Here is a 26257-nt window from a genome sequence, read left to right as displayed (position 1 = left end):
GCCAGTCTCCTTCTGCAACCTGCTATCGAGCGGCCTCAGGGCAGGTACAGCAGCACATGGGGCTCATGGTCGAAGTCGGCAGCCACCAGCGGCTTCAGGCCAGCCAGGGCCGACGGCTGCAGGGCCCGCAAGCGCGCGGCCGACATCACCAGGTAGAGCGGACCACGCAGGTCCTGCAGTTGGCTGTCCTGGTCGATGAAGCGCGGCGTCAGGTCGTGGTCGAGGTTGACCAGGTACTTGATCGCCTTGGCGTCCTTGCCCAGGCCAACGAAGACCACCGGCGCCGGTTTGGCGGCCATGGCGGCATCAGCGGCCAGGGTGAAGGCGCGCGTGCCGTACAGCGCTCGCTCCATGGGCTCGAAGGCGAGGATATAGGCAGCCCACAGCGCCAGCACGGCGCAGCCGGCCAGCCCCGGCGCCCGCAGCCGCGGGTGGCGCAGCACCCACAGGGCCGAGCCCTGCAGGAGCAGCAACAGCGCCAGGGTGACGTACAGGGCGAGCTGATAGCCCTGCAAGGCTCCGGCCAGACGCCGCCAGGCGAATGCCAGTGCCAGCGCCAACAGCCCGGGCAGGAGCAACCAGACACCCTGCATCACCCAGCGCAACGCCGAAGCCAGGCGGCTGCCAGCCACCTGGAACGGGTACGCGGCGACTATCGCCATGTAGGGCGCCGCCGCCAGGATGTAGCGGGCCTTCTTCGCCTGCGGCACGGAAAGGCCGAGCATCACCAACAGCGCCGCCAGGACGCAGGCCCCAAGCAGTATCCGCGCGCCCTCGGCCTCTCCCCGCCCGCGTGCGCCGGGCAGCAGCAACAGCGCCGGCAGCGCCAGGGGGAAGGCCAGGGCGTAATTGCCGGGCGCACTGAGGAAGTAATAGAAGGGCGAACTGGCACCGGCGCTGCCGTCGATGCGACCGATGACCTGCATCTGCAGCACCTCCCGGACGAAACCGGGGCCGCCGCTCAGCTCGGCGGCGCCCAGCAGGGCCAGGCAGCAGATCACCAGCAGGACCGCAGCGAACGGCCCGAAGACCAGCAGCCGGCGCCAGTCCCGCGCCGCCAGCCAGCAGGCGCAGACCGTTGCGGCGGGAATCACCAGGCCCAGCGGGCCACGGACCAGGAAACCGCCCAGCAGCAGCGCCCCCAGCTTTGCCAGCAGGGGCGGTAGCGGACGTTCACGATCGCGATAGGCGAGGTAGAAGGCACCCAGGGCCAGCGCCGCGACCATCTGGTCCAGCGAGACCGCGCGGGTCTCGCTGACGAAGGTCGCGGTGAGCATCAACAGCGCCACGGCGAGCAGCGCCCAACGCTGCGAGATCGGCTCCAGCAGGCGGTACACCAGGGCCACCAGCGCCGCCGCGGCCAGTGCCGAGGGCAACCAGGCGGCCAGGCTGTCGACCTGGCCGAACGGCAGCGACAGCAGGTAGATGAGCAGCGTCGAGGTGCCCGGGTAGTCCGGGTAGGGTTCGCCATAGGTGCTGGGAAACAGGCTCGGCCCGTGGCGCAGCATTTCCTGGGCGAACAGCACGAAGCGCGAGTCGAAGCCGATGATCGCCCGCCCCTTGGCCTGGGCGCAGAACAGCAGCAGGGCGAGCGCGCCCAGCAGCCAGGCGCGGGCGGCCGGGCTCAGGCTGGCCAGCCTGGAGGGCGACAGGGAGAGGGACACGGGCAAGGGCTTACCCCCGCCGGGGGCCGATCGAAGGGATTCCGATCAACGGTGCCGGCAGAACCGCTGCCTTGTTAGCACCGTCGCGGTCAAGAAATCGTCAATGAAGACGGCCCGCGGAGGAGAACCCTCGCGGGCCGCAGCCGATCAGAAACGGAAGACTTCGACGTTGTTGTGGATGGGCACCACCAGCGGCATCTTCGGCCCTTCCTCCTTGGGCTTGGCGGCCTGCTCGGTGCTCGCCGCCGGCTTGCGCGGAGCGGCCGGCTGCTCGGTGGCCACCGCCACCGGGCGCACGTCCTGGGCCAGTTGCCCGGCGAGGCGGCGCAGCAGTTCGCTCTGCGCACGGACCTGGTCCTGCAGGCTGCCGTCGTGCTTTTCCTCTTCGTGGAACACGCGGCTGTCGCGCAGCGTGCCCTTCTGGTCGAGCAGGCGCCAGCGCGCATCCAGCACCGCCGGCTCCTTCGGGCCGGAATCCAGGCGGGTGATGGTCAGCATCACCTGCACCTGCGGGGTGAACCCCGGCTGTTCCGGGAACAGCGCCAGGCGGGTGGTGTCCAGGCTACTGGACAGCTGGCGCACCAGCAGTTGGCTGACGTTGGTTTCCAGGCTGCCGGCCCAGCGCGCCTCGGTGGACAGGTTGAGGATGCCATCGGCCTGGCGCTGGACCATGGACTCACGTTGCAGGTAGTCGGCCAGTTGCACCGGACCGAGGAGTACGGCGATACCGTTGTCGCGGGTCGGCAGCGGGGCCGCACCGGCATCCAGTTGGTACAGTTGCGTCGGCCGATTCACCGTACAGCCCGTCAGCCCGAGGAGGCCGACGAGGGAAAGACATGCGAGGACGCGCAGGGCGCTCATCGTGCAATCACCGTTAATTCGCCGAAGATCGGCGTCACTTGCTACAAAAAACCACAAACCAAAACGACAATGGAGCCATGGCGCCAGCGTCAAAGGGACCTATCATCCCTTAACCGGCGCCATAGCTCCAGAGGCAGAGTGTATCGCAGAGCGTTTCAGTCCTGAGACAGTGACTCGACCAGCAGCGCATCGACCCTCTGGAAGCCACGCGGCAGCTTGTTGCCGCGCCGCCCGCGTTCGCCCTTGTAGTGCTCCAGGTCGTCGCCGCGCAGCGACAGGGTGCGCTTGCCGGCCTGCAGCACCAGGGTCGCCCCCGGCGGCAGAACTGCCAGGTCGGTCAGGTATTCCTCGCGACTGGCCACGCGCTCGCCCGGCACGCTGATGATCTTGTTGCCCTTGCCTTTGGCCAGCTGCGGCAGGTCGGAGACCTTGAACAGCAGCAGGCGGCCCTCGGTGGTCACCGCCGCCAGCCAGTCCTGCTCGACGTCGGCCACCGGCCGCGGGGCCATGACCTGGGCGCCATTGGGCAGGCTGAGCAGGGCCTTGCCGGCCTTGTTCTTGGCCTGCATGTCCTCGCCCTTGACCACGAAGCCGTAGCCGGCGTCCGAGGCCAGCACGTACAGGGCGTTGTCCTCGGGCAGCAGCACGCGCTCGAAGCTGGCGCCCGGCGGCGGCGTCAGGCGGCCGGTCAGCGGCTCGCCCTGGCCGCGCGCCGACGGCAGGCTGTGGGCCGCCAGCGAGTAGCTGCGCCCGGTGGAGTCGATGAACACCGCGTATTGGTTCGAGCGCCCCGGCGCTGCGGCCTTGAAGGTGTCGCCGGCCTTGTACGAGAGCCCTTCGGCGTCGATGTCGTGGCCCTTGGCGCAACGCACCCAGCCCTTGTCGGAGAGCACCACGGTGACCGGCTCGGTGGGCATCAGCTCGGTTTCCGAGAGGGCCTTGGCCTCGGCGCGCTCGACGATCGGCGAGCGGCGGTCGTCGCCATAGGTCTCGGCGTCGGCGATCAGCTCGTCGCGCACCAGCTTGCGCAGCTTGGCGTTGGAACCGAGGATCGCCAGCAGCTTGGCGCGCTCCTTGGCCAGCTCGTCCTGCTCGCCGCGGATCTTCATCTCTTCCAGGCGCGCCAGCTGGCGCAGGCGGGTGTCGAGAATGTAGTCGGCCTGCACGTCGGTGAGGGCGAAGCGCTCCATCAGCACCGGCTTGGGCTGGTCCTCGGTGCGGATGATGTGAATCACCTCGTCGAGGTTGAGGAAGGCGATCAGCAGGCCTTCCAACAGGTGCAGGCGCTTCTCCACCTTGTCCAGGCGGAACTGCAGGCGGCGGCGCACGGTGTCGGTGCGGTAGGTCAGCCATTCGCTGAGCAGCTGGCGCAGGTCCTTGACCTGCGGCTTGCCGTCCAGGCCGATGACGTTGAGGTTCACCCGGTACGAGCTTTCCAGGTCGGTGGTGGCGAACAGGTGGGTCATCAGTTCGTCGGCGTCCACGCGGTTGGAACGCGGGATGATGACGATGCGGGTGGGGTGCTCGTGGTCCGACTCGTCGCGCAGGTCGGCGACCATCGGCAGCTTCTTGGCCTGCATCTGCGCGGCGATCTGCTCCAGCACCTTGGCCCCGGAGACCTGGTGCGGCAGCGCGGTGACCACGATGTCGCCGTCCTCGACGCGGTATACGGCGCGCATGCGCACCGAGCCGCGGCCGGTCTCGTAGATCTTCTGCAGGTCGGCGCGCGGGGTGATGATTTCCGCCTCGGTGGGGAAGTCCGGGCCCTGCACGTGCTCGAGCAGCTCGCCGACGCCGGCGTCCGGCTGGTCGAGCAGGCGCACGCAGGCCGCGGCCACTTCGCGCAGGTTGTGCGGCGGCACGTCGGTGGCCATGCCCACGGCGATGCCGGTGGTGCCGTTGAGCAGCAGGTTCGGCAGCCGCGCCGGCAGCACTGCCGGCTCCTGCATGGTGCCGTCGAAGTTCGGCACCCAGTCGGCAGTGCCCTGGCCCAGCTCGGAGAGCAGGGTTTCGGCGTAGCGCGACAGGCGCGCCTCGGTGTAGCGCATGGCGGCGAAGGACTTGGGATCGTCCGGCGCACCCCAGTTGCCCTGGCCATCCACCAGCGGGTAGCGGTAGGAGAACGGCTGGGCCATCAGCACCATGGCTTCATAGCAGGCCGAGTCGCCGTGGGGGTGGTACTTGCCGAGCACGTCGCCGACGGTGCGCGCCGACTTCTTGTGCTTGGAGTCGGCGTCCAGGCCCAGTTCGCTCATGGCGTAGACGATGCGCCGCTGCACGGGCTTCAGGCCGTCGCCGATGTGCGGCAGGGCGCGGTCCATGATCACGTACATGGAGTAGTTCAGGTAGGCCTGTTCGGTGAACTCGGCGAGGGAGCGGCGCTCCACGCCTTCCAGGCTCAGATCGAGGGTTTCGCTCATGCGTGCCTCACGGGGAAGTGTTCTGGCGCAGCACCAGGGTGCCGTCGCGCTGGGAGAATTCGAGTTGTCTGAGGGCGCTCATGCCGAGCAGCACCTCGTTGCCGCCCATGCCCGGAGCGATGATCGCCGGCACGTCGCGTAGCAGGATGTCGCCAAGCTCCAGGCGTTGCAGGCGCGTGCGCCAGCCCCGGGTGCGGCCGTTGGCGGTGTCCAGGTCGATGGGCGCGCCACGCTGCAGTTGCAGGCGCAGGGCCAGGCCCTCCGGCACGGCCACGGCGCTGGCGCCGGTGTCCAGCAGGAAGGTCGCCGGGGTACCGTCGATCAGACCGTCGAACACGTAGTGGCCCTGGCGGTTGCCCAGCAGGCGCAGCTCCACGTAGCCGTCGCCGTGCAGCGACTGCGGCTGGACGTTGGGGTTGTGCTGGCGCTTTTCCCACAGGCCGAAGAAGTGCGTGGCCAGGCCGATCCCGGCCAGCCAGGCGAGCAGCATCATGGCCTTGCCGAGGCGGCGCCCGGGTTGCGCGTCGTTCATTTGCCACCCAGCCAGCCCTCCGCCGGGGCGGCGAAGCGCAGCACGTAGGGTCGCGCATCGCCGTCGGCGCGGGCCGCGTCGCCATTGTCCAGGCCGATCCAGGCGCCCTTGTCGTCGATCACCAGGGCCTCGGCCACACCGTAGGGCAAGGCGTAGCGGCGCTCCGGGGCCAGGGCGCCGTCGGCGAACGACCAGCAGCGCTCGGCGGCGCCGCTGTCGGCGTTGCGCCGGCAGACCTGGTGCACCAGGCGCTCCAGGGTGAACAGCTTGCCCTGGTACAGCGCCAGGTCGGAGAAGTCCAGGGCCAGCGGCTTGTCGCTTTCCAGCTGCGGCGGCGGCAGCGCCGTCCCGGCCTCGCTGAGCAGCACGCAGGCGCCGTCGCATTTCCAGCTGCCGTTGTCGTTGCGCAGGCGCAGCAGGCCGCGGCGCTGGCGTTCGGCGGCGAGCCACAGGCGCTTGCCGTCGGCGTCGATGGCCAGGCCTTCGTAGTAGGCGTTGTTGACCATCAGCAGGCCGCTGGCGCGCGCCTGGCGCAGCAGCGTCGGCGGCAGCTCCAGCCATTGCGCGGCGCCGGCCTCCGGCACCCGCAGCACGCCGGCATAGGCCTCGCTGACCAGGTAGCGGTTGCCCTTGCCGTCGCAGCTGACGCCTTCGAAGTCCATGGCCCCGCCACGCACCAGGCCATACAGCCAGGTGCGCGCGCGGGCGCCCCAGGACAGGCCGCTGTCGGGCAGCCCGGGCGCGCTGAAGGTCTCGGCGCGAGCCTGCCAGACGCTGCCCGGGGTTTCGTCCGGGCGCAGGCCGTAGAGGCGGTCGTCGTCGCGGTCGGACACCGTCCACAGCTCGCCGCCGCACAGCGCCAGCCCCGACAGGTTGCCCGCGGGCATGCCTTCCACGGCGTGCTCGGAGAGGAACTGCAGGGCCGGCCCCTGCCCTACCGCGGGTGCGTCCGCCAGGGCCTGGGCGCAGCCGAGCACGGCCGCCAGGGCGGCCAGCGCGCGGCGCATCAGGCCAGGACCTCGGCCAGGTTGCCCTTGGTCTCCAGCCAGGACTTGCGGTCGCCGGCGCGTTTCTTGGCCAGCAGCATGTCCATGATCTCGACGGTGCCCTCGGCGTCTTCCAGGGTCAGCTGCACCAGGCGCCGGGTGTTCGGGTCCATGGTGGTTTCGCGCAGCTGCGGCGGGTTCATCTCGCCCAGGCCCTTGAAGCGGGTGACCTGCGGCTTGCCGCGGCGCTTCTCGGCCAGCAGCCGGTCGAGGATGCCGTCGCGCTCGGCGTCGTCCAGGGCGTAGAAGACTTCCTTGCCCAGGTCGATGCGGTATAGCGGCGGCATGGCCACGTAGACGTGCCCGGCTTCCACCAGCGGGCGGAAGTGGCGGACGAACAGCGCGCACAGCAGGGTGGCGATGTGCAGGCCGTCGGAGTCGGCGTCGGCAAGGATGCAGATCTTGCCGTAGCGCAGCTGGCTCAGGTCGGCGGCGCCCGGGTCGACGCCGATGGCCACGGCGATGTCGTGCACTTCCTGGCTGGCCAGGACTTCGCCGCCGTCCACTTCCCAGGTGTTCAGGATCTTCCCGCGCAGCGGCATGATCGCCTGGAACTCCTTGTCCCGCGCCTGCTTGGCCGAGCCGCCGGCGGAGTCGCCCTCCACCAGGAACAGCTCGGCGCGCATCGGGTCCTGGCCGGCGCAGTCGGCCAGCTTGCCGGGCAGCGCCGGGCCCTGGGTGATCTTCTTGCGCTCGACCTTCTTGCCCGCCTTCAGGCGGCGGCCGGCGTTGCTGATGGCCAGCTCCGCCAGTTGCAGGCCCAGCTCGGGGTTGGCGTTGAGCCAGAGGCTGAAGGCGTCCTTCACGACGCCGGAGACGAAGGCCGCCGCCTCGCGAGACGACAGGCGCTCCTTGGTCTGCCCGGAGAACTGCGGCTCCTGCAGCTTCATCGAGAGGACGAAGGCGATGCGTTCCCAGACGTCTTCCGGGGCCAGCTTGACGCCGCGCGGCAGCAGGTTGCGGAACTCGCAGAACTCGCGCATGGCATCCAGCAGGCCCTGACGCAGGCCGTTGACGTGGGTGCCGCCCTGGGCCGTGGGGATCAGGTTGACGTAGCTTTCCTGCAGCGATTCGCCGCCCTCGGGCAGCCACAGCAGGGCCCAGTCCACCGCCTCCTTGCTGCCGGCCAGGGTGCCGCAGAAGGGCTCTTCCGGCAGGCGCGGCAGCTCGGATACCGAGTCGGCCAGGTAGGAACGCAGGCCGTCTTCGTAGTGCCATTCGACGCGCTCGCCGCTGCTCTTGTCCTCGAAAGTGACCAGCAACCCCGGGCAGAGCACAGCCTTGGCCTTGAGCACGTGCTTCAGGCGGCTGACGGAGAACTTCGGCGAGTCGAAATACTTCGGATCGGGCCAGAAGCGCACGGTGGTGCCGGTGTTGCGCCGGCCGACGCTGCCGATGACCTCCAGGTCGCTGGCCTTGAAGCCGTCGGCGAAGGTCATGCGGTATTCGTTGGCGTCACGCTTGACGCGCACTTCCACCTGGGTGGAAAGCGCGTTCACCACCGAGATGCCCACGCCGTGCAGGCCGCCGGAGAACTGGTAGTTCTTGTTGGAGAACTTGCCGCCGGCGTGCAGCTTGGTGAGGATCAGCTCGACCCCCGGCACGCCCTCTTCGGGGTGGATGTCCACCGGCATGCCGCGGCCGTCGTCGATCACTTCCAGCGAGTTGTCCTCGTGGAGGATCACCTGCACGCTCCTGGCGTGGCCGGCCAGGGCCTCGTCCACGGAGTTGTCGATGACTTCCTGGGCCAGGTGGTTGGGCCGCGTGGTGTCGGTGTACATGCCCGGGCGCTTGCGCACCGGATCGAGGCCGGAGAGGACTTCGATGGCTTCTGCGGTATAGGCGTTCTGCTGGGCCATGGGGTCCCTTTTCAGTCAGCAAATTCAGTCGAAAGTGGAGAAATCGAGGTCGTGCCAGCGGCTCGCCGGCACTCCGGCGAAGGCCAGCAGCGCCGGCAGCCAGCGGCTGAAGCCCTGGAAGCTGTGGTCGCCACCGGCCTCGATGCGCAAGGCGCAGGCCCGGTAGAAGACCGCGGCCACCTTGTAGTCGAGGGTTTCGTCGCCGGTCTGCAGCCACACCTGGTAGCGCGCCGCATCGACCGGCGGCGGCACTTCGAGTTCCGCCAGGGCGTCGACGTGTTCCTGGGTCAGCACCCATTCCTCGCCGCTGTAATGGTTCTTCTGCGGCCCCAGGTAGCCGTCGAAACGGCGGTGGGGCAGCACCGCCGGGTTGATCAGCAGGGCCTTGAGGCCGTGCCGCTCGGCGAGATGGGTCGCATAGTAGCCGCCCAGGGAACTGCCGACCAGCAAGGGCCGGTCGAGTTCGCCGATGGCCGCCTGCAGCTGGGCCATGGCCTGCCGCGGGTGGTGGTGCAGTTCGGGCACCCGCAGGTGCGCCTGCAAGCCCAGGCGGCCCATGACGGCCATCAGCTGGCGGGCCTTCTGCGAGGCCGGGGAACTGTTGAAGCCGTGGATATAGAGGATATCGGTCATGGTGCGGGAGGCTACAAGCAGCGGGCAGCTGCCTGCAAGCCGCACACGTCAGTAGCCCTGGACGCTGTAGTCCACCTGGAAATCGATGCCGGTGACCCGCGACACGCCGGTCTGCACGCCGCCATCGGGCAGCAGGCGCAGCCAGCGGTAGCCCGGCGCCAGGGTGTCCACGCCGAAGTCCTCGCTGCCCGGGGCGAACTGCACGCAGGTGGAGGGGGACGCCAGTAGGCGCACGTCGCCGCGCAGGCGGTCGATCTCCTGGTGCACGTGGCCCCAGAGCAGACAGCGCACATGTCGGTGGCGGTCGAGCACGGCGAACAGGTCGTCCGGGTTGCGGATGCCGATGCGGTCCATCCACTGGCTGCCGATGCTCACCGGGTGGTGGTGGAAGGCCACCAGCACGTGGCGATCGCGCGCGTCGTGCAGGGCTTCGTCCAGCAGCGCCAGTTGCTCGGCGGACACCTGCCCGGGCACCGCGCCGGGGATGGTGGAATCGAGCAGGACGATGCGCCAGGCGCCCAGGTCGAGCACCGGGTCGAGAAGGTCGCTGCCGGCGCAGACTTCGCGCATGGGCGCCAGCTCGTCGTGGTTGCCGGGGAACCAGCGGGCCGGTGCCTGAATGCTGGAACAGATATCCAGGAAACGTCTGTACGACTCCGGGGAACCGTCCTGCGAGATATCACCCGTCGCCAGGACCAGGTCGATCCGCGGCTGCTCCTCGAGGACGCGCTTCACCACCTGTTGCAGGCTGTCCGCGGTATCCATGCCGAGAAGCCGGCCATCGTGCTCGGCGAACAGATGGCTGTCAGTGAGCTGCACCAGCAGCACCGGCTCATTTGAGGAAAATTCTTTCGCAGGCAATGCGCCTTCTCCTGTCAGGCGAGGCGTCGTCGTTGAAGGAAGTATGGTGACAGCCCCGGTGCCGGGCAAACCGGGAAAGAGTCACAGTTCACAGTATGCTCGCCGTCGGCCGGACGAACGACATTCTATCATGGCGCAATGCCATCACCCACGCTTTCAGCGTTGCAGGACCGGCTCCAGCTCGTGGCCGCAGGCCAGGCAGTGGCTCAGCCATTCGCCGAGGAAGAGGTTGAGCTGGCTCTTCTCGTCCGGCTGGTGCATGGCCTGGTTCGGGTAAGGGTAGATGGCCAGCAGGCGGCGCGCCTGCTCGGCGCCGACCACTTCGGCCATGCGCGCGTCATGGTAGACGCGCACTTCCAGGCGCGGCGCGGGCAGCCAGGGCAGGCCCAGCTCCTGGCGCACCTGCAGGGTGGTGGTGTAGGGGCAGGCCTCGATCACTTCCAGGGCCAGCACGCCGAGCAGGCGTTCACCCTCGCTCAGCGCCACGCGGCGCTGCGACTGTACTTCGCGCATGTCCGGCAGCAGCCGCATCAGGCGCAGGTAGTTGGCCTCGCAGGTGGCTTGCAGCCCGGCCAGGTCGACACGGTAGCGTTCACGCAGCAGGTTCACACCCATAGGCCACGAACCTCGGCGCGGTTCAGCGCCAGCCATTGCAGGGCGAGCATGCTCGCGGCGTTGTTGACGCGCCCGTCGCGCACGGCCTGCAGGGCATCCTCGAGGGCCAGCACGTGGACGCGGATGTCCTCGCCCTCCTCCTCCAGGCCGTGGATGCCCGAGGCCCGGCTGCTGTCGCAACGGCCGACGAACAGGTGCACCAGTTCATTGCTGCCGCCGGGCGACGGCAGGTACTGGCTGATCGGCCAGAGTGCGCCGAGGTTCAGGCCGGCTTCTTCCACGGCTTCGCGGCGGGCGACTTCCTCGGGCTCTTCGTCCTTGTCGATCAGCCCGGCGACCAGCTCCAGCAGCCAGGGGTTGACCCCCGCCTCCAGGGCGCCGACGCGGAACTGCTCGATCAGTACCACTTCGTCACGCTGCGGGTCGTAGGGCAGCACGCAGACGGCATCGTGGCGGACGAACAGCTCGCGGCTGATCAGCGGCCCCATGTCGCCGGCGAACTGGCGATGACGCAGGTGCAGACGCTCGATGCGATAGAAGCCGCGGAAGCACTCCTCGCGTCGAGTGATCTCCACGTCGTCTGGACCCGCCTTGAAGATATCCGCCATCCCACACACTCATCGATCGGTTGAACTTCGCGCCATCCTATCGCGACGCCGTGCCCCGCGCAGCCTCTTTCCGCCACCGCCCGGCGGGGAGCCGCGCGACACTGCTACACTCGGCGGCGCGGCGAACCCGGCGCGGCTTCGCCGGTCCAAGCCGCGCGGCCAACCGCCGCCGGACACGCAAAGAAGGACTCCCATGCATTTTCTGAAAACCCTTGCCGCCGCGGGCCTGCTGCTGATGCTCGGCGGCTGCCAGAGCCTCTTCGGCCCCGGCCTAGGCGACCCGCTGAGCGCCCGCCACACCGCCTTCGAACACCAGCAGCCGGGCTGCCAGGGCGAGCAGTGCCCGCTGTTCAACCTGGACACCCTGAGCTTCGACGCAGAGCCCGCGCTGAATGCGGCCATCGAGGCGCAGTTGCTCGACCTCACCCGCAACACCCCGGACGACCCGCGCCCGGCCAGCCTCGCCGGCTACGAGCGGGATTTCCTGGCCAGCGCCAAGCCGGGCTGGAGCAGCTACCTGCAAGCGAAGATACGCGAGCAGCATGACGGCCTGGTGATCGTCGAGCTGTCCAGCTACGTCTTCACCGGCGGCGAATACGGCCAGCCGGGGCGCGCCTTCATCAACTACGACCGCCGCCTGCACAAGGTGCTGACGCTGCAGGACGTGCTGCTGCCCGGCCAGGAAGAGGCCTTCTGGCAGAACGCGCGCCTGGCCCATCAGGCCTGGGTGGTACAGAACAAGCTGGTGGAACAGGACGCGAACTTCCTCAGGGACTGGCCGTTCCAGAAGACTCCGCACTTCGCCCTGACCTTCGGCGCACTGACGCTGAAGTACGACATCGACCGCATCGCCCCGCACTCGGTCGGGCACCCGGAGCTGAAAATTCCGTATCCGCGGCTCAACGGCATCGTCAAGCCGTATTACTTCCCGGGGCGTGGGGCGCAGTAGGGCATCGCGGACAAGGTCCGCTCCTACGCGCGATTCCCATGTAGGAGCGCGCCCTGCGCGCGATTCGCGGGCAGGGCCCGCTCCTACAGATCACCGAGAGGCATGGCGCTGCCCGTAGGAGCGGACCTTGTCCGCGAACGGTGTTCACCGGCGGCAGCAGTGCTTCGGATTCGTTCCCTCTCCCGCAAGCGGGAGAGGGGGCTGTCCGGCATGGACGGGGGTTCGGCATCAACCTGCAGGAGCAGCTGTCTTACAGGCTGCACAGAAGTGCTCTTCGTAGGAGCGAGCTTGCTCGCGAACCGCATGGCACCGCGTTTGTTCGCGAGCAAGCTCGCTCCTACGAGAAGCCATGCCCGCTTGCAACGTAGGAGTGGACTCCGTCCGCGATCCGGCCGCCAGGCCGATCAACCCTTCGCGCCGATGCGCCCCAGCGCCAACTGCAGCACCCCGGCCACCAGCAGCGCCGGCAGGGTGGCGCCCAGGTCCGGGGCGTAGTTGGCCAGCAGGTGGTAGGTGACCACGCCGCCGGCCCAGGCCAGCAGCGAGCCCCAGCGCAGGCCGGGGCGGACTTCGGCGGCGGCGCGGCGGCGCAGCAGGAAGTGGTCGACCAGCACCACGCCGAACAGCGGGGCGAACACCGAGCCGATCAGCAGCAGGAAGTTCTGGTACTGCTCCAGCGGCGCGAACCAGGCGATCAGGGTGCAGAGCACGCCGATGATCAGCGCCAGGTGCTCGACCTTCAGCGGCACCAGGATGCCGCTGGAAACCGCCGCCGAGTGGATGTCGGCGAAGGCCTTTTCCGACTCGTCGAGCAGGATCAGCAGCAGCGGGATGCCCATGCCGGCGCCGGCCAGGGCCAGCAGCAGGGCGTTGGCGTCGCTGCCCTGGGCGAACGCCAGGGTGTAGGCCACGCCCAGGCCCATCAACCAGAAGCAGCCGATGAAGAAGCCCAGCGCGGCGCCACCGAAGACCTGCCCGGCGTGCTTGCCGAAGCGCGAGTAGTCGGCGATCAGCGGCAGCCAGGACAACGGCATGGCGATGGCGATGTCGAAGCCCACCGCCAGCGGCAGCGAGCCGTCGCCGCCACGGGCCCAGATGGCCGCGAGGTCGGCGCGGTGCAGCAGGTCCCAGGTCAGCCAGATGCAGGCCGCCAGCAGCAGCCAGATGCCCCACTTGCGCAGCACGCGGCGGACGAAGGCCAGCGGCCCGCTGACCGCCAGCAGGGTGGCCAGGGCGCCGAACACCAGGGTCCACAGCGCCGGGCTGGTCCAGGCGCTGCCCTCGCCGAAGGCGCGCGCGGCCAGCAGGCTGGCGGCGTCGCGCATGACGATCACCTCGAAGGCGCCCCAGCCCACCAGTTGCAACAGGTTGAGCACAGCCGGCAGTGCCGCGCCGTGGCCGCCGAGGCTGAGCTTGAGCGAGGCCATGGCGGCCAGCCCGGTGTCGCTGCCGATCACCCCGGCGGCGGCCAGCAGCAGCACCCCGACCAGGGTGCCGAGGAAGATCGCCAGCAGCGAGCCGGCCAGGCCCAGGCCGGGCGCCAGCAGCGCGCCGGTCTGCAGCACCATCAGGCCGATGCCGAGGGAGAACCACAGGGAAAACAGATCGCGCAGGCCGAGCACGCGCTGGGCGGCGCCAACGGCGACGGCCGGGGAATAGTTGGTTGCGGTGAAAGTGGTCACGATGTGCGCAAGGCTCTGGGGTTATTGGGATGTGTCTTCTTTTCGTAGGAGCGAGCTTGCTCGCGAACCGGCCCCGAGCCCGGGCTGTTCGCGAGCAAGCTCGCTCCTACAGGTGCCGCGGTGTAGCGATCAGACCTGCTTGTAGATCACCGAGCCCTCGTCCTTGAAGCGCGCGGCCTGTTCCTGGAAGCCGGCCTCGATGGCCTTCTGCTCGTCGGTCAGGCCGTTCTCCTTGGCGTAGTCGCGGACTTCCTGGGTGATCTTCATCGAGCAGAACTTCGGCCCGCACATGGAGCAGAAGTGCGCGACCTTGGCCGAGTCCTTCGGCAAGGTTTCGTCGTGGAAGGCACGGGCGGTGTCCGGGTCCAGGCCGAGGTTGAACTGGTCTTCCCAGCGGAACTCGAAGCGCGCCTTGGACAGCGCGTTGTCGCGGATCTGCGCGCCCGGATGACCTTTTGCGAGATCGGCAGCATGCGCGGCGATCTTGTAGGTGATGATGCCGGTCTTCACGTCATCCTTGTTCGGCAGGCCCAGGTGCTCCTTGGGCGTGACGTAGCAGAGCATGGCGCAGCCGAACCAGCCGATCATCGCCGCGCCGATGCCCGAGGTGATGTGGTCGTAGCCCGGGGCGATGTCGGTGGTCAGCGGGCCGAGGGTGTAGAACGGCGCCTCGTCGCAGCATTCCAGCTGCTTGTCCATGTTCTCCTTGATCAGTTGCATGGGCACGTGGCCGGGGCCTTCGATCATCACCTGCACGTCGTGCTTCCAGGCGACCTTGGTCAGCTCGCCGAGGGTTTCCAGCTCGCCGAACTGGGCGGCGTCGTTGGCGTCGGCCACCGAGCCCGGGCGCAGGCCGTCGCCCAGCGAGAAGCTGACGTCGTAGGCCTTCATGATTTCGCAGATTTCCTCGAAGTGCGTATAGAGGAAGTTCTCCTGGTGGTGCGCCAGGCACCACTTGGCCATGATCGAGCCGCCGCGCGAGACGATGCCGGTGACACGCTTGGCGGTCAGCGGCACGTAGCGCAGCAGCACGCCGGCGTGGATGGTGAAGTAGTCCACGCCCTGCTCGGCCTGCTCGATCAGCGTGTCGCGGAAGATTTCCCAGTTCAGGTCCTCGGCGATGCCGCCGACCTTCTCCAGCGCCTGGTAGATGGGCACGGTGCCGATCGGCACCGGGCTGTTGCGCAGGATCCACTCGCGGGTCTCGTGGATGTGCTTGCCGGTGGACAGGTCCATCACCGTGTCGGCGCCCCAGCGGATGCCCCAGGTGAGCTTCTCCACTTCTTCCTCGATGGACGAGCCCAGGGCGCTGTTGCCGATGTTGCCGTTGATCTTCACCAGGAAGTTGCGGCCGATGATCATCGGCTCCAGTTCCGTGTGGTTGATGTTCGCCGGGATGATGGCGCGGCCGCGGGCGATCTCCTCGCGGACGAACTCGGCGGTGATCTCCTGCGGGATGCTGGCGCCGAAGCTCTGCCCCGGGTGCTGGTCCTTGAGCAGGCCGGCGGCGCGGGCCTCCTGCAGCTTCAGGTTCTCGCGGATGGCGATGTATTCCATCTCCGGGGTGATGATGCCCTGGCGCGCGTAGTGCATCTGCGTGACGTTCTTCCCGGCCTTGGCCCGGCGCGGGGTGCGCACGTGGGCGAAGCGCAGGGCGTCGAGGCTGGCGTCGGCCAGGCGGGCCTGGCCGAAGTCGGAGGTCAGGCCGGGGAGGATTTCGGTGTCGCCGCGCTCGTCGATCCAGCGCGAGCGCACGTCGGGCAGGCCCTTGCGCAGGTCGATGCGCACGGCCGGGTCGGTGTAGGGGCCGGAGGTGTCGTAGACGAACACCGGGGCGTTCTTCTCGCCGCCGAAGGCGGTGGGGGTGTCGGCCAGGGAAATTTCCCGCACCGGCACGCGGATGTCCGGGCGCGAGCCGGTCAGGTAGACCTTGCGCGAATTGGGAAAAGGCTGCGCCGACTGGCGATCGAGCTGTTCAAGGCGGGTGACGTTGTTCTTCTGGGTGCTCATCCTGGCTCTCCTGGATTGATTGTCGGGAGAACCTGGGTGACGCGGGAGCCGCAAGGCACTGCGGAGAAAGGACGCGTCCGGGGAGGGCTGGGGCCGGCCGGAAAGGCACTGGGGACGCGGACTTCTTGTTCCCTACGCGGGTGCTAACCCGATCAGGTTCAACGGGATCCGGAACTATCCGATCTCAGCCCCTCGCAATGGGGCACCCCGACAAGAACGTCCGCAGTCTAAACAAGAGTTCGGCGCTTGGCCAATGCCGCCGGGCCGAAAGTATCCGAAGCGACTTCGCGGTCACGCCCCGGCAACTACAATGCTGCAACGAATTGCCCGAAGATGGCGCCTTGACCGCCAATCGGGGCGACCGTAGCCTTGCCCCACCCGCACACTTTCTAGGACGAACGAATGCTGCGCAGACTCTCCCTGGCTGTCGCCGTGGCCGCCTCCACAGGTTTCGTCTGGGCAGCACAGCCCACGTCGAGCACCGCTCCGCTGCCGACCAAGACCGACCTGATCAGCGTCTACAAGGATGCCGTAGACAACAACGCCGACCTCGCCGCCGCCCAGGCCGACTACCTGGCGCGCAAGGAAGTCGTTCCCCAGGCGCGCTCCGGCCTGCTGCCGCAGATCAACGCCGGCGGCAGCCTGGGCACCAGCCGCACCTCGCTGGACACCCCGGACGTCACCCTCAACCGCAGCAGCCAGCTGGTCCAGGCCAGCCTCAGCCAGCCGCTGTTCCGCGCCGACCGCTGGTTCCAGCTCAAGGCCGCGGAAAACATCAGCGAACAGGCCCAGCTGGAGTTCTCCGCGACCCAGCAGCGGCTGATCCTGCAGACCGCCGAGACCTACTTCGGCGTGCTCCGCGCCCAGGACAACCTGGCCGCCAGCAAGGCCGAGGAAGCGGCCTTCAAGCGCCAGCTCGACCAGTCCAACGAACGCTTCGACGTCGGCCTGTCGGACAAGACCGACGTGCTCGAATCCCAGGCCGGCTACGACACCGCGCGGGCCAACCGGATCGTCGCCGAGCAGTCGGTGGAAGACGCCTTCCAGGCCCTGGTGACACTCACCAACCGCGACTACAGCGGCATCGAGGGCATCCTCCACTCGCTGCCGGTGGTGGTGCCGACGCCGAACGACGCCAAGGCCTGGGTGGATACCTCGGTGCAGCAGAACATCGCCCTGCAGGCCAGCAACTTCGCGGTCACCGCCGCCGAGGAAACCCTGCGCCAGCGCAAGGCCGGGCACCTGCCGACCGTGGATGCGGTGGTGCAGTACCAGAAGGGCGACAACGACGCGCTGGGCTTCACCAACGCCGACGGCAGCGTCCCGCACTACGGCAAGTGGGTGGACCAGACCAGCGTCGGCGTGCAGCTGAACATCCCGATCTACAGCGGCGGCCTGACCAGCTCCCAGGTGCGCGAGTCGTACCAGCGCCTGAACCAGAGCGAGCAGCTGCGCGAAAGCCAGCGCCGCCAGGTGGTGCAGGACGCGCGCAACCAGCACCGCGCGGTGAACACCGACGTGGAAACGGTGAAGGCGCGGCGCCAGGCGATCATCTCCAACCAGAGCTCGCTGGAAGCCACCGAGATCGGCTACCAGGTCGGCACCCGCAACATCGTCGACGTGCTCGACGCCCAGCGCCAGCTGTACAGCGCGGTGCGCGACTACAACAACAGCCGCTACGACTACATCCTCGACAACCTGCGCCTGAAGCAGACCGCCGGCACCCTCAGCCCGGCCGACCTGCAGGCCCTGGGCACCTACCTCAAGGCCGACTACAACCCGGACAAGGACTTCCTCCCGCCGGACCTGGCCAAGGCCGCCGAGCAGCAGCTGGAAAGCAGCAGCAAGGCGCGGACCCAGCAGTGAACGACAAGCCCGGCGAAAGCCGGGCTTGTTGTTTGCGGGGTGGACTCCGTCCGCTCCTACGCCACACCCCACACCATTTCCATGTAGGAGCGCGCCCTGCGCGCGAATCGCGGGCAGGGCCCGCTCCTACAGGTTACTGGGGAGTACGGTATTCCTCCTCCCCCGAGCGGACCTTGTCCGCGATAGCCGGACGTCCCGGCGCGGATCGCGGATGAGATCCGCTCCTACGCCACGCCACCCACGCCATTTCCATGTAGGAGCGCGCCCTGCGCGCGATTTCGCGGGCAGGGCCCGCTACAGGTTGCTGGGGAGCACGGTATTCCTCCTCCCCCGTAGGAGCGGACCTTGTCCGCGATAGCCGGATGTCCCGGCGCGGATCGCGGATGAGATCCGCTCCTACGCCACGCCACCCACGCCATTCCCATGCAGGGGCGTAGGGCGGATAACGTTCGACGTTATCCGCCGTTTGACCGGAGTCGAGGACCGCTCAAGGTCGACCTTGGCGTGGACGACCAGCACGGTTAGGCGGCGTATAACCGCGAACGGTTATACGCCCTACGTCAGTTCCTATAGTTCGGCTGGATGCGGTCCAGCATGCGCAGCAGCGCTTCCCAGGCCAGGTCGATGCCGTCCGGGTCGCTCAGTTCGCCCTCGGCCTGCGGCTGATGCGGTTCGTTGAACTGGCGCTCGGTGCGCCGGCACACCGCGTCCGGCGGGATCACCAGTTCGCCGCCAGCCTGGGCGGCGATCTGGATGTCGCAGGCCTTCTCCAGGTAGTACATGCGCAGGAACGCCTGCTTCACGCTCGCGCCCACGGTCAGCAGGCCGTGGTTGCGCAGGATCATCCCCAGGTGGTCGCCGAGGTCGCGCACCAGGCGCTGCTGCTCGTCGAACGATAGCGCGATGCCCTCGTAGTCGTGGTAGCCCAGGCGCCCGTAAAACTCCATGGACATCTGGTTCAGCGGCAGCAGCCCCGCGGCCTGGGCCGCCACCGCGCAACCGGCGCGGGTGTGGGTGTGCAGCACGCACTGGGCGTCCTCGCGGGCGGCATGGATGGCGCTGTGGATGACGAAGCCGGCCGGGTTGACCTTGTAGCGCGTCGGCGTCACCGGGTGGCCGGCCAGGTCGATCTTCACCAGGCTGGAGGCGCTGATCTCGTCGAACATCAGCCCGTAGGGGTTGATCAGGAAATGGTGCTCCGGTCCCGGAAGGCGCAGGGAAATGTGGGTGAAGATCAGGTCGCTCATGCGGAAATGGGCGATCAGCCGGTAGCAGGCGGCCAACTCCTCGCGCAGCTTCCACTCTTCGGCGGAGCAGGTTTCACGGGAAGGCATCGGGATGGTCATGCCGGGGTTCCTCTTGTTGTTCGAACAACAGGCTACAGGCGAAGAGCATGTGCGGGGCTCTTCGTAGGAGCGAGCTTGCTCGCGAACCGGGCGGGCACGGTGCCGGGTTTGGTTCGCGAGCAAGCTCGCTCCTACAGGGGGGACCGGCTCTTCGCTCTTGCCTGCAGCTTGTAGCTTGCAGCCGCTCCTGACCTATTGCGCCGCCCAGGCGTTGAAGCGCTCTTCCAGCTCCTCGCCATGGTCGGCCCAGAACTCGTCGTCCATGGCCAGGCCCACCTTGATGTTCGCCGGCGCGGTCGGCACCCAGCGCGCCAGGTCCTGCGGCAGGCGTTCGGCGGCCTGCTTGTTGGTCGGACCGTAGGGGATGTTGTGCACGTAGTCGACCTGAGCGTCGGCCTGGTTGGCGAAGGCGATGAAGCGCTTGGCCAGGTCGACGTGCTGCGAGCCCTTGATGATCGCCCAGTAGTCCATGCCGTACAGCGCGCCCGGCCAGACCAGGTCGAGGTTGCGCCCGCTCTTGTGAGCGTCGGCGATGCGCCCGGTGTAGCTGGTGGTCATCACCACGTCGCCGGCGGCGAGCCACTGCGGCGGCTGGGCGCCGGCTTCCCACCACTGGATCGACGGCTTGATCTGGTTGAGCTTGGCGAAGGCGCGGTCGACGCCGGCCTTGGTGGAGAGCACCTTGTACACGTCCGCCGGGGCGACGCCGTCGGCCATCAGGGCGAACTCAAGGTTGTACACCGCGCGCTTGCGCAGGCCGCGCTTGCCGGGGAATTTCTTCAGGTCCCAGAAGTCCTGCCAGCCGCTGGGCGCGGTCTTCAGCTTGTCGGCGTCGTAGGCGATGGCCACGCCCCACACCAGCGCGGCCGAACCGCACTCCTTGGCGGCGTTGGGCACCAGCTGGTCGGCGCCGCCCAGTTGCTTCCAGTCCAGCGGCACGAACATGCCCAGGTCGCAGTTGCGCGCCAGGTCCGGGCCCTCGATCTGCACCACGTCCCAGTCGGCGTGGCCGGTGTCGGTCATCACCTTGATGCGCGCCATCTCGCCGTTGTACTCGGCCTGGGTCAGGCGCGCCCCGCTGGCCTTGGCGAAGGGCTGGAAGAAGGCTACGTCCTGGGCCTTCTGCCCGGCGCCGCCATAGCCGACCACGACCATGGAATCCTGCGCCTGGGCGCTGCCGAGACCGAGTCCCAGGAGCAGCAGCAGGGGTTGCAAAGCGTTCTTGCGCGAAATCATCGAGCGGACCCTCTGTGGATGCGAACCGTGGCCACCGCGGTGGCACGGCGGAGGTGGGTTGGGCGTACCGGAACAACTCGCGGATGGAGGCGGCTGGCAGTCAGAGGCGAAGGGGCGCCGCGGCGTGGAGCGGCCGGCGCGGGTAGATACCGTGGGGTACGGTTCATGCGCATCTCCTCTTGTAGTTGTTGTGGAGTACGTCGCTGGGCACGCCTCGTCGGCGACGGGGCGTGGAAATGAAACTACCCAGTCACTTTTAAAAAAACAAGTTGATTTTTTACTGAAGGTAAATTTCCATGGAAATACGTTAGATGACCATCCGCCCACCAGGAGCCCCGCCGTGTCCGACGTCATCCACTTCCAGAAGTCCGCCCTGCAGTTCCAGCCCTACGCCGGCCAGGCGCCGGAGAACGCCGCCATCTGCCGCCTGGTCGGCCCGGCCGACAGCCAGACCATGGGCGCCGGCCTGGCCCGCTTCGACGGCTGCTCCATCGAGTGGACGGTGCTCTACGACGAGTTGATCGTGGTGCTGGAAGGCCACTTCCGCCTGCGCCTGGGCGAGCGCGTCATCGAGGCCGCGCCGGGCGACGTGATCTGGGTGCCGGAGCGCACGCCGCTGGCCTACGAGGGCGAAAAGGCCTGTGTGTTCTACGCCCTCTACCCGGTCGACTGGCAGGCCCGCAACGCCTGAGCCCCCCCGCAGAACAACAAGAAAGGACGACGTCCGTGAGCCATGCCTTCCCGCACCTGTTCAGCCCGCTGCAAATCCGTGGCAAGCGCCTGAAGAACCGCATCATGTCCACCGGGCACGACACCTCCATGCCCACCGACAACCTGGTCAACGACCAACTGGTGGCCTACCACCAGGCCCGCGCCAAGGGCGGCGTGGGGCTGATCGTGATGCAGGTGGCGGGAGTGCACGACAGCGCCCGCTACACCTCCCACGTGCTGATGGCCACCGACGACGCCTGCATCCCCGGCTACCGCCGCGTCGCCGAGGCCTGCCATGCCGAGGGCACCCTGGTGCTGTCGCAGATCTTCCACCCCGGGCGCGAGATCATGGAGTCCAGCGACGGCCTGCTGGCGGTGGCCTACTCCGCCTCGGCCTCGCCGAATGAGCGCTTCCGCGTGATGCCGCGCGAGCTGGACCAGCGCATGATCGACGAGATAGTCGCCGGCTATGCCGCCGCCGCGCGGCGCCTGCACCAGGCCGGGCTGGACGGCGTGGAAGTGGTGGCCAGCCACGGCTACCTGCCGGCGCAGTTCCTCAACCCGCGGGTGAACCACCGCACGGACGGCTACAACGGCGACCTCGACGCGCGCCTGCGCTTCACCCGCGAAGTGATCGCCGCGGTGCGCGCGGCCACGGCCGAGGACTTCATCGTCGGCCTGCGTATCTCCGCCGACGAGCGCGACCCCGAGGGCCTGACCGAGGACGAATCGCTGCAGGCCGTGCAGTCTCTGCAGGGCGAACTGGACTACGTGCACATAGTCGCCGGCACCTCCGCTTCCCTCGGCGGCGCCATCCACATCGTCCCGCCGATGGCCATCGAGGCCGCCTACCTGGCCAACAATGCGGCGACCTTCAAGGCGCGCCTGGACATCCCGCTGTTCGTCACCGGGCGCATCAACCAGCCGCAGGAGGCCGAGCTGATCATCGCCCGCGGCCAGGCCGACGTGTGCGGCATGACCCGCGCGCTGATCTGCGACCCGCAGATGCCGAACAAGACCGAGACCGGCCACGTCGAGGACGTGCGCGCCTGCATCGCCTGCAATCAGGCATGCATCGGCCACTTCCACCGCGGCTACCCGATCTCCTGCATCCAGCACCCGGAGACCGGCCGCGAGCTGCAGTACGGGCACATCGAGCCGGCCACCCAACGCAAGCGCGTGCTGGTGGCCGGCGGCGGCCCGGCGGGCATGAAGGCCGCGGCGGTGGCGGCCCAGCGCGGCCATGAGGTCATCCTCTGCGAGGCCGGCGCGCAGCTCGGCGGCCAGGTCAACCTGGCGCAACTGCTGCCGCGCCGCGCCGAATTCGGCGGCGCCTCCACCAACCTGCAGCGCGAAATGCAGCTGGCCGGCGTGGAAGTGCGGCGCAACACTCGCGTCGACCGCGCCCTGGTGGAAGCCGAGAAGCCCGACCTGGTGATAGTCGCCACCGGCGCCAAGCCCTACTGGCCGCCCTTCGAGCGCGGCGGCGAACTGCAGGTGGTGGACGCCTGGCAGGTGCTGCGCGGCGAGGTGCAGGTCGGCCGCTCGGTGCTGGTCACCGACTGGCGCTGCGACTGGATCGCCCCGGGCATCGCCGAGCAGCTGGTGCGCGCCGGCCACCAGGTGCGCCTGGCGGTGAACGGCACCCACGCCGGCGAGAACCTGCCGCTCTACGTGCGCGACCACCTGGCCGGCGAATTGCACCGCCTGGGCATCGAGATCACCCCCTACGCGCGGCTGTACGGCTGCGACGACAGCAGCGTCTACCTGCAGCACAGCGCCAGCGGCGAACCGATGATCTTCGAAGGCATCGACACCCTGGTGCTGTGCCAGGGCCACCAGCCGGTGGACGACCTGGCCGCCGAGCTGGAAGGCCTGGTGGAATTCCGCCGCATCGGCGACTGCCTGGCCCCGCGCACGGCCGAAGAAGCGATCTACGAAGGCCTCAAGGCAGCCTGGGCAATCTGAGTCGCTGGGGCGGACGTAGGGCGGATAACCGTTCGCGGTTATCCGCCGCTTGGCCTTGGCCAGCGCGCGCTCGGAGCCGAACCCGAAACCGCCCCGTCCCACGCCAAGTCCAACAACAGCGTCCGCGGCAAGCGAGGTGTAGCTGCGTACAACCGCGAGCGGTTGTACGCCCTACGCGACCCACAGGCGCGGCGCATTGTTTAGAATGCCCCACGACCGACTCGCCAGGACCCGTGCCGCATGAGCCCGAAAGCCCCGCAGCAAGCCCCCGCCAGCGCCGAAGCGCAGTTCCTCGGCACGCGCATTCGCGGCCTGCGCAAGCGGCGCGGCATGACCCTGGCCGAGCTGGCCGAGCAGAGCAAGCTCACCGCCGGCTACATCAGCCAGTTGGAACGCAACCTGGCCTACCCGTCGATCCCGGCGCTGTTCAACATCGCCCGCAGCCTGGGCGTGACCATCCAGTGGTTCTTCGCCAGCGAGGTGCAGGCCGACCCGGCCGACGCCGGTTACGTGGTGCGGCGCAATGCGCGCACCAGCGTGCACTACGAGGACGGCATCGTCGACGAACTGCTCAGCCCGCAACCCACCCGCCAGCTGGAAATCCTCCACTCACGCTTCCCGCCCGGCACCTACAGCCAGCAGAGCTACAGCCACGAGGGCGAGGAAGCCGGCTACCTGCTCAGCGGCACCTTCGAGTTGTGGGTGGGCGAGCGGTATTTCCTGCTCAACGAAGGCGACAGCTTCAGCTACTCCAGCCAGGAGCCGCACCGCTACGGCAACCCCGGGGACGTGGATGCGGTGGTGCTTTGGGTGATTACGCCGCCGACGTTCTGATCCTCAGCGTAGGGCGTATAACCGTTCGCGGTTATACGCCGCCTGACCGTACGGGCCGTCCACGCCAAGGTCAGCCCTGGAGCCGCCTGGGGCCACGGTCAAACGGCGGATAACGTCGAACGTTATCCGCCCTACCCCAACAACCGCGCCAGACCGTCGAGCAGCCGCCGCAACGCCCCCTGATTGGCCTTCAGCACCCCCAACCCAGCCTCAGCCATGCGCTGCGCCACCGCCGGCTCATCCCACAACTGCCCCACCGCCACCGCCAGCGTCGGCGCATCCAGCACCTCGCGCAGGGCGCCGACCTCGCGCAGTTGCGCGGCGATCTCGAGGAAGTTGAACAGCTGCGGCCCGGACAGCACTGGCTTGCCCAGCGCCGCCGGCTCCAGCAGGTTGTGCCCGCCGTTGGGCACCAGGCTGCCGCCGACGAAGGCGACGTCGGCCAGCGCGTAGAGGAACAGCAGTTCGCCCATGGTGTCGCCGAGCAGCACCTGGGTGGCGGCCTGCACCGGCTCGCCGCCGGAGCGGCGCAGCGTAGCGAAGCCCTCGCGGCGGCACAGTTCGAACATGCCGTCGAAGCGTTCCGGGTGGCGCGGCACCAGGATCAGCAGAGCGTCCGGGTGCGTTTCCAGCAGCTTGCGGTGGGCGGCGAGAACGATCTCGTCTTCCCCGGCATGGGTGCTGGCGGCGATCCACACCGGCCGGCCCTCGGCCTGCCAGTCGTGGCGCAGGGCCGCGGCGCGGGCGAGCAGTTCGGCGTCGATGCTCAGGTCGAACTTGATCGAGCCGGTCACGCTCACGCACTCCGGGCGCGCGCCCAGGCGGCGGAAGCGCTCGGCCTCAGCCTCGGTCTGCACCGCCAGCCAGCTCATCTCGCCGAGCATCGGCCGCGTCAGCCCCTCGAAACGCGCGTAGCCGCGGGCCGAGCGCTCGGACAGGCGCGCATTGGCCAACGCCACCGGGATGCCGCGGCGGGCGCACTGGTGGATGTGGTTGGGCCACAGCTCGGTTTCCATGATCACCGCCAGGCGCGGCTTCACCCGGTCGAGGAAGCGCGCCGCGGCCCAGGGCAGGTCGTAGGGCAGGTAGCAGTGCTGGACGCTGTCGCCGAACAGCGCGCGGATACGCTCGGAGCCGGTCGGCGTCATGCAGGTGACGGTGATCGGCAGCTGTGGATAACGCTGCTGCAGGGCGCGGATCATCGGCGCCGCGGCGATGCTCTCGCCCACCGACACGGCGTGCACCCAGATGCCGCCCGGCTGCATCGCCGGCAGGCCGAAGGAAAAGCGCTCGCCGATGCGCCGGGCATAGGCCGGCGCCTTGCGCGAACGCAGGAACAGGCGCAGCGCGACCAGCGGCAGGCCCAGGTGGAACAGCAGGGTATAGAGAGTCCGGTTCATGGCGGCGGAGAGTAGCAAATAACGCCGGGGGTTCGCCTGGCGCCTACCTTGCCGACAGGCTCTTCGTAGGATGGTGTTGAGCGAAGCGATACCCATCACCATGGTCCGATGGGTATCGCAAGCTCAACCCATCCTACGAGAAGCCGTGCCCGCCCGCGGGGTAGGAGCGGATTCATCCGCGATCATGAACCACCACAATGGCGCGGGGCGAGCCATCGCGGACGGAGTCCGCTCCTACAGTCGTGCGTCCTATTCCTTCAGGTGTTCGGCGAAGCAGTCGCCCAGCCACTGCGCCGCCGGGCCCAGGGGCTCGTCGCGGCGCCAGACCAGCTCCACCACCAGCGGCGGCGGCGTCCAGTCGCTGGCCAGCTCCACCAGCAGCGGCTGGTAGGCCGGGTACTGCGCCACGTGGCGCGGCAGCCAGGCCCAGCCGAGGTCGCGCATCAGCAGTTCGGCCATGGCGTAGAAGCTGTCGGCGCGCCACACCAGCGGGCTGATCTGCTCGCCGCCGGGATAGTGGCTGTCCTGCGGCGCCATCAGCAGCTGGCGGTGCCGCGCCAGTTCGCGGCGGTCGGCGTAGTCCAGGCTGGCCAGGACGTGGCCGGCGCCGCACACGGTGACCATCTCGATGGTGCCCAGGTGCTGGCGCTCCAGTTCGTCCGGCATGCCCTCGTGGTGGAACAGCAGGCCGAGGTCGGCGCGGCGCTCCAGCAGCTTGCGCGCCACGTCGCCCTGGGCGCCGCTGGCCAGTTGCACCTCCAGGGTGGGGAAGGCCCGGGCCAGCGCCTGCAGGCCGGAAAGCACCGGTTGGTAGGGCATGGCCTCGTCCTGGGCCAGGCGCAGGCGCGCCTCCTCGCCGCGCACCAGGGCCATCGCCCGGCTTTCCAGGCGCTGGCACTGGCGCAGCACCTCGCGCGCCTCGTCGAGCAGCGCCCTGCCCTCCTGGGTCAGCACCGGCTGGCGGCCGCTGCTGCGGTCGAACAGGCTCACGCCCAGGTCGCTCTCCAGCAGCGCGATGGACGAGCTGACCGCCGACTGCACGCGCTGGAGCTGGCGCGCCGCCGCCGAGAAGGAAGATTGATCGGCGACGCTGACGAAGAGTCGCAACTGGTCCAGGTTCCACTGCATAGCCTATCTCCCTTTCAGATAGGTAATG

21 protein-coding genes and 1 riboswitch are annotated in these 26257 nt (G+C 68.6%); of the genes, 5 read left to right on the top strand and 16 right to left on the bottom strand.

The window, feature by feature from the left end:
• Window positions 1–35: 35 nt before the first annotated feature.
• The 10 genes from M8R19_RS18885 to M8R19_RS18840 all read right to left on the bottom strand — a co-directional run bounded on the left by M8R19_RS18885 (window position 36) and on the right by M8R19_RS18840 (window position 11099).
• Window positions 36–1670 carry a glycosyltransferase family 39 protein gene (locus tag M8R19_RS18885; RefSeq protein WP_249918586.1) on the bottom strand — a complete coding sequence of 545 codons (1635 nt, stop codon included), beginning with the start codon at window positions 1668–1670 and terminating at the stop codon, window positions 36–38.
• Window positions 1671–1811: 141 nt separating this feature from the next.
• Entirely contained in the window at window positions 1812–2525 is a 714-nt protein-coding gene (locus tag M8R19_RS18880) for a PqiC family protein (RefSeq protein WP_074983391.1), read from the bottom strand.
• A 155-nt stretch (window positions 2526–2680) separates the two neighbouring features.
• Entirely contained in the window at window positions 2681–4945 is a 2265-nt protein-coding gene (parC, locus tag M8R19_RS18875; protein WP_009613518.1) for a DNA topoisomerase IV subunit A, read from the bottom strand.
• Between the two features lie 7 nt (window positions 4946–4952).
• Window positions 4953–5477, bottom strand: coding sequence for a retropepsin-like aspartic protease family protein (locus tag M8R19_RS18870; protein ID WP_074983396.1), 525 nt, complete (start codon window positions 5475–5477; stop codon window positions 4953–4955).
• On the bottom strand, window positions 5474–6484 hold the full coding sequence (locus tag M8R19_RS18865) for an esterase-like activity of phytase family protein (RefSeq protein ID WP_074983399.1): 1011 nt from the start codon (window positions 6482–6484) through the stop codon (window positions 5474–5476). Before M8R19_RS18865 ends, M8R19_RS18870 begins: the two co-directional genes overlap by 4 nt.
• Window positions 6484–8382, bottom strand: coding sequence for a DNA topoisomerase IV subunit B (gene parE / locus M8R19_RS18860; protein ID WP_043316906.1), 1899 nt, complete (start codon window positions 8380–8382; stop codon window positions 6484–6486). The genes M8R19_RS18865 and parE overlap by 1 nt, the downstream gene beginning before the upstream one ends.
• Window positions 8383–8406: 24 nt before the next feature.
• Complete coding sequence (locus tag M8R19_RS18855; protein ID WP_249918585.1) at window positions 8407–9015, bottom strand: YqiA/YcfP family alpha/beta fold hydrolase; 609 nt, start codon at window positions 9013–9015, stop codon at window positions 8407–8409.
• Between the two features lie 48 nt (window positions 9016–9063).
• On the bottom strand, window positions 9064–9876 hold the full coding sequence (cpdA, locus tag M8R19_RS18850) for a 3',5'-cyclic-AMP phosphodiesterase (RefSeq protein WP_058488188.1): 813 nt from the start codon (window positions 9874–9876) through the stop codon (window positions 9064–9066).
• A gap of 156 nt (window positions 9877–10032) precedes the next feature.
• Window positions 10033–10491 (bottom strand): DUF1249 domain-containing protein, encoded by a 459-nt coding sequence (locus tag M8R19_RS18845; RefSeq protein ID WP_009613530.1) that lies wholly within the window; start codon window positions 10489–10491, stop codon window positions 10033–10035.
• Window positions 10482–11099: an NUDIX domain-containing protein gene (locus tag M8R19_RS18840; protein ID WP_061562965.1), complete on the bottom strand. Its 618-nt coding sequence runs from the start codon at window positions 11097–11099 to the stop codon at window positions 10482–10484. Before M8R19_RS18840 ends, M8R19_RS18845 begins: the two co-directional genes overlap by 10 nt.
• A gap of 193 nt (window positions 11100–11292) precedes the next feature.
• On the opposite strand from M8R19_RS18840, the gene M8R19_RS18835 reads away from it, so the two are divergent.
• Window positions 11293–12048, top strand: a complete 756-nt coding sequence (locus M8R19_RS18835; RefSeq protein ID WP_249918584.1) for an RsiV family protein — start codon at window positions 11293–11295, stop codon at window positions 12046–12048.
• A gap of 404 nt (window positions 12049–12452) precedes the next feature.
• On the opposite strand, the gene cytX is transcribed toward M8R19_RS18835, so the two are convergent.
• Together cytX and thiC are read right to left on the bottom strand one after the other, a co-directional pair.
• On the bottom strand, window positions 12453–13730 hold the full coding sequence (cytX, locus tag M8R19_RS18830) for a putative hydroxymethylpyrimidine transporter CytX (protein ID WP_249918583.1): 1278 nt from the start codon (window positions 13728–13730) through the stop codon (window positions 12453–12455).
• A 129-nt stretch (window positions 13731–13859) separates the two neighbouring features.
• Window positions 13860–15740: a phosphomethylpyrimidine synthase ThiC gene (gene thiC / locus M8R19_RS18825; protein ID WP_249918582.1), complete on the bottom strand. Its 1881-nt coding sequence runs from the start codon at window positions 15738–15740 to the stop codon at window positions 13860–13862.
• 112 nt (window positions 15741–15852) lie between these two features.
• Window positions 15853–15960, bottom strand: a riboswitch (TPP riboswitch).
• A 182-nt stretch (window positions 15961–16142) separates the two neighbouring features.
• Between thiC and M8R19_RS18820 the strand changes: the two genes are divergently transcribed.
• On the top strand, window positions 16143–17606 hold the full coding sequence (locus tag M8R19_RS18820) for a TolC family outer membrane protein (RefSeq protein WP_249918581.1): 1464 nt from the start codon (window positions 16143–16145) through the stop codon (window positions 17604–17606).
• A 560-nt stretch (window positions 17607–18166) separates the two neighbouring features.
• On the opposite strand, the gene M8R19_RS18815 is transcribed toward M8R19_RS18820, so the two are convergent.
• Window positions 18167–18952, bottom strand: a complete 786-nt coding sequence (locus tag M8R19_RS18815) for a class II aldolase/adducin family protein (protein ID WP_249918580.1) — start codon at window positions 18950–18952, stop codon at window positions 18167–18169.
• A gap of 192 nt (window positions 18953–19144) precedes the next feature.
• Window positions 19145–20188, bottom strand: coding sequence for an ABC transporter substrate-binding protein (locus tag M8R19_RS18810; RefSeq protein ID WP_249918579.1), 1044 nt, complete (start codon window positions 20186–20188; stop codon window positions 19145–19147).
• A 340-nt stretch (window positions 20189–20528) separates the two neighbouring features.
• Here M8R19_RS18810 and M8R19_RS18805 point away from each other — a divergent pair, with 340 nt between their 5' ends.
• From M8R19_RS18805 to M8R19_RS18795, 3 genes are all read left to right on the top strand, one after another.
• Complete coding sequence (locus M8R19_RS18805; RefSeq protein WP_249918578.1) at window positions 20529–20879, top strand: EutQ-related cupin domain-containing protein; 351 nt, start codon at window positions 20529–20531, stop codon at window positions 20877–20879.
• A 35-nt stretch (window positions 20880–20914) separates the two neighbouring features.
• Entirely contained in the window at window positions 20915–22867 is a 1953-nt protein-coding gene (locus M8R19_RS18800; protein WP_349654699.1) for an oxidoreductase, read from the top strand.
• Window positions 22868–23107: 240 nt separating this feature from the next.
• Window positions 23108–23701, top strand: a complete 594-nt coding sequence (locus M8R19_RS18795; protein WP_009613541.1) for a helix-turn-helix domain-containing protein — start codon at window positions 23108–23110, stop codon at window positions 23699–23701.
• Between the two features lie 131 nt (window positions 23702–23832).
• On the opposite strand, the gene waaA is transcribed toward M8R19_RS18795, so the two are convergent.
• Both waaA and M8R19_RS18785 read right to left on the bottom strand, forming a co-directional pair.
• Complete coding sequence (gene waaA, locus M8R19_RS18790; protein WP_249918577.1) at window positions 23833–25101, bottom strand: lipid IV(A) 3-deoxy-D-manno-octulosonic acid transferase; 1269 nt, start codon at window positions 25099–25101, stop codon at window positions 23833–23835.
• 249 nt (window positions 25102–25350) lie between these two features.
• Entirely contained in the window at window positions 25351–26229 is an 879-nt protein-coding gene (locus M8R19_RS18785; RefSeq protein ID WP_249918576.1) for a LysR family transcriptional regulator, read from the bottom strand.
• Between the last annotated feature and the right edge of the window lie 28 nt (window positions 26230–26257).

It is taken from the genome of Pseudomonas sp. R3.Fl (genome assembly GCF_023516765.1).
In the GTDB taxonomy this organism is placed as follows: Bacteria; Pseudomonadota; Gammaproteobacteria; order Pseudomonadales; family Pseudomonadaceae; genus Pseudomonas; species Pseudomonas citronellolis.
This window is presented reverse-complemented; position numbering and strand designations above follow the sequence as displayed.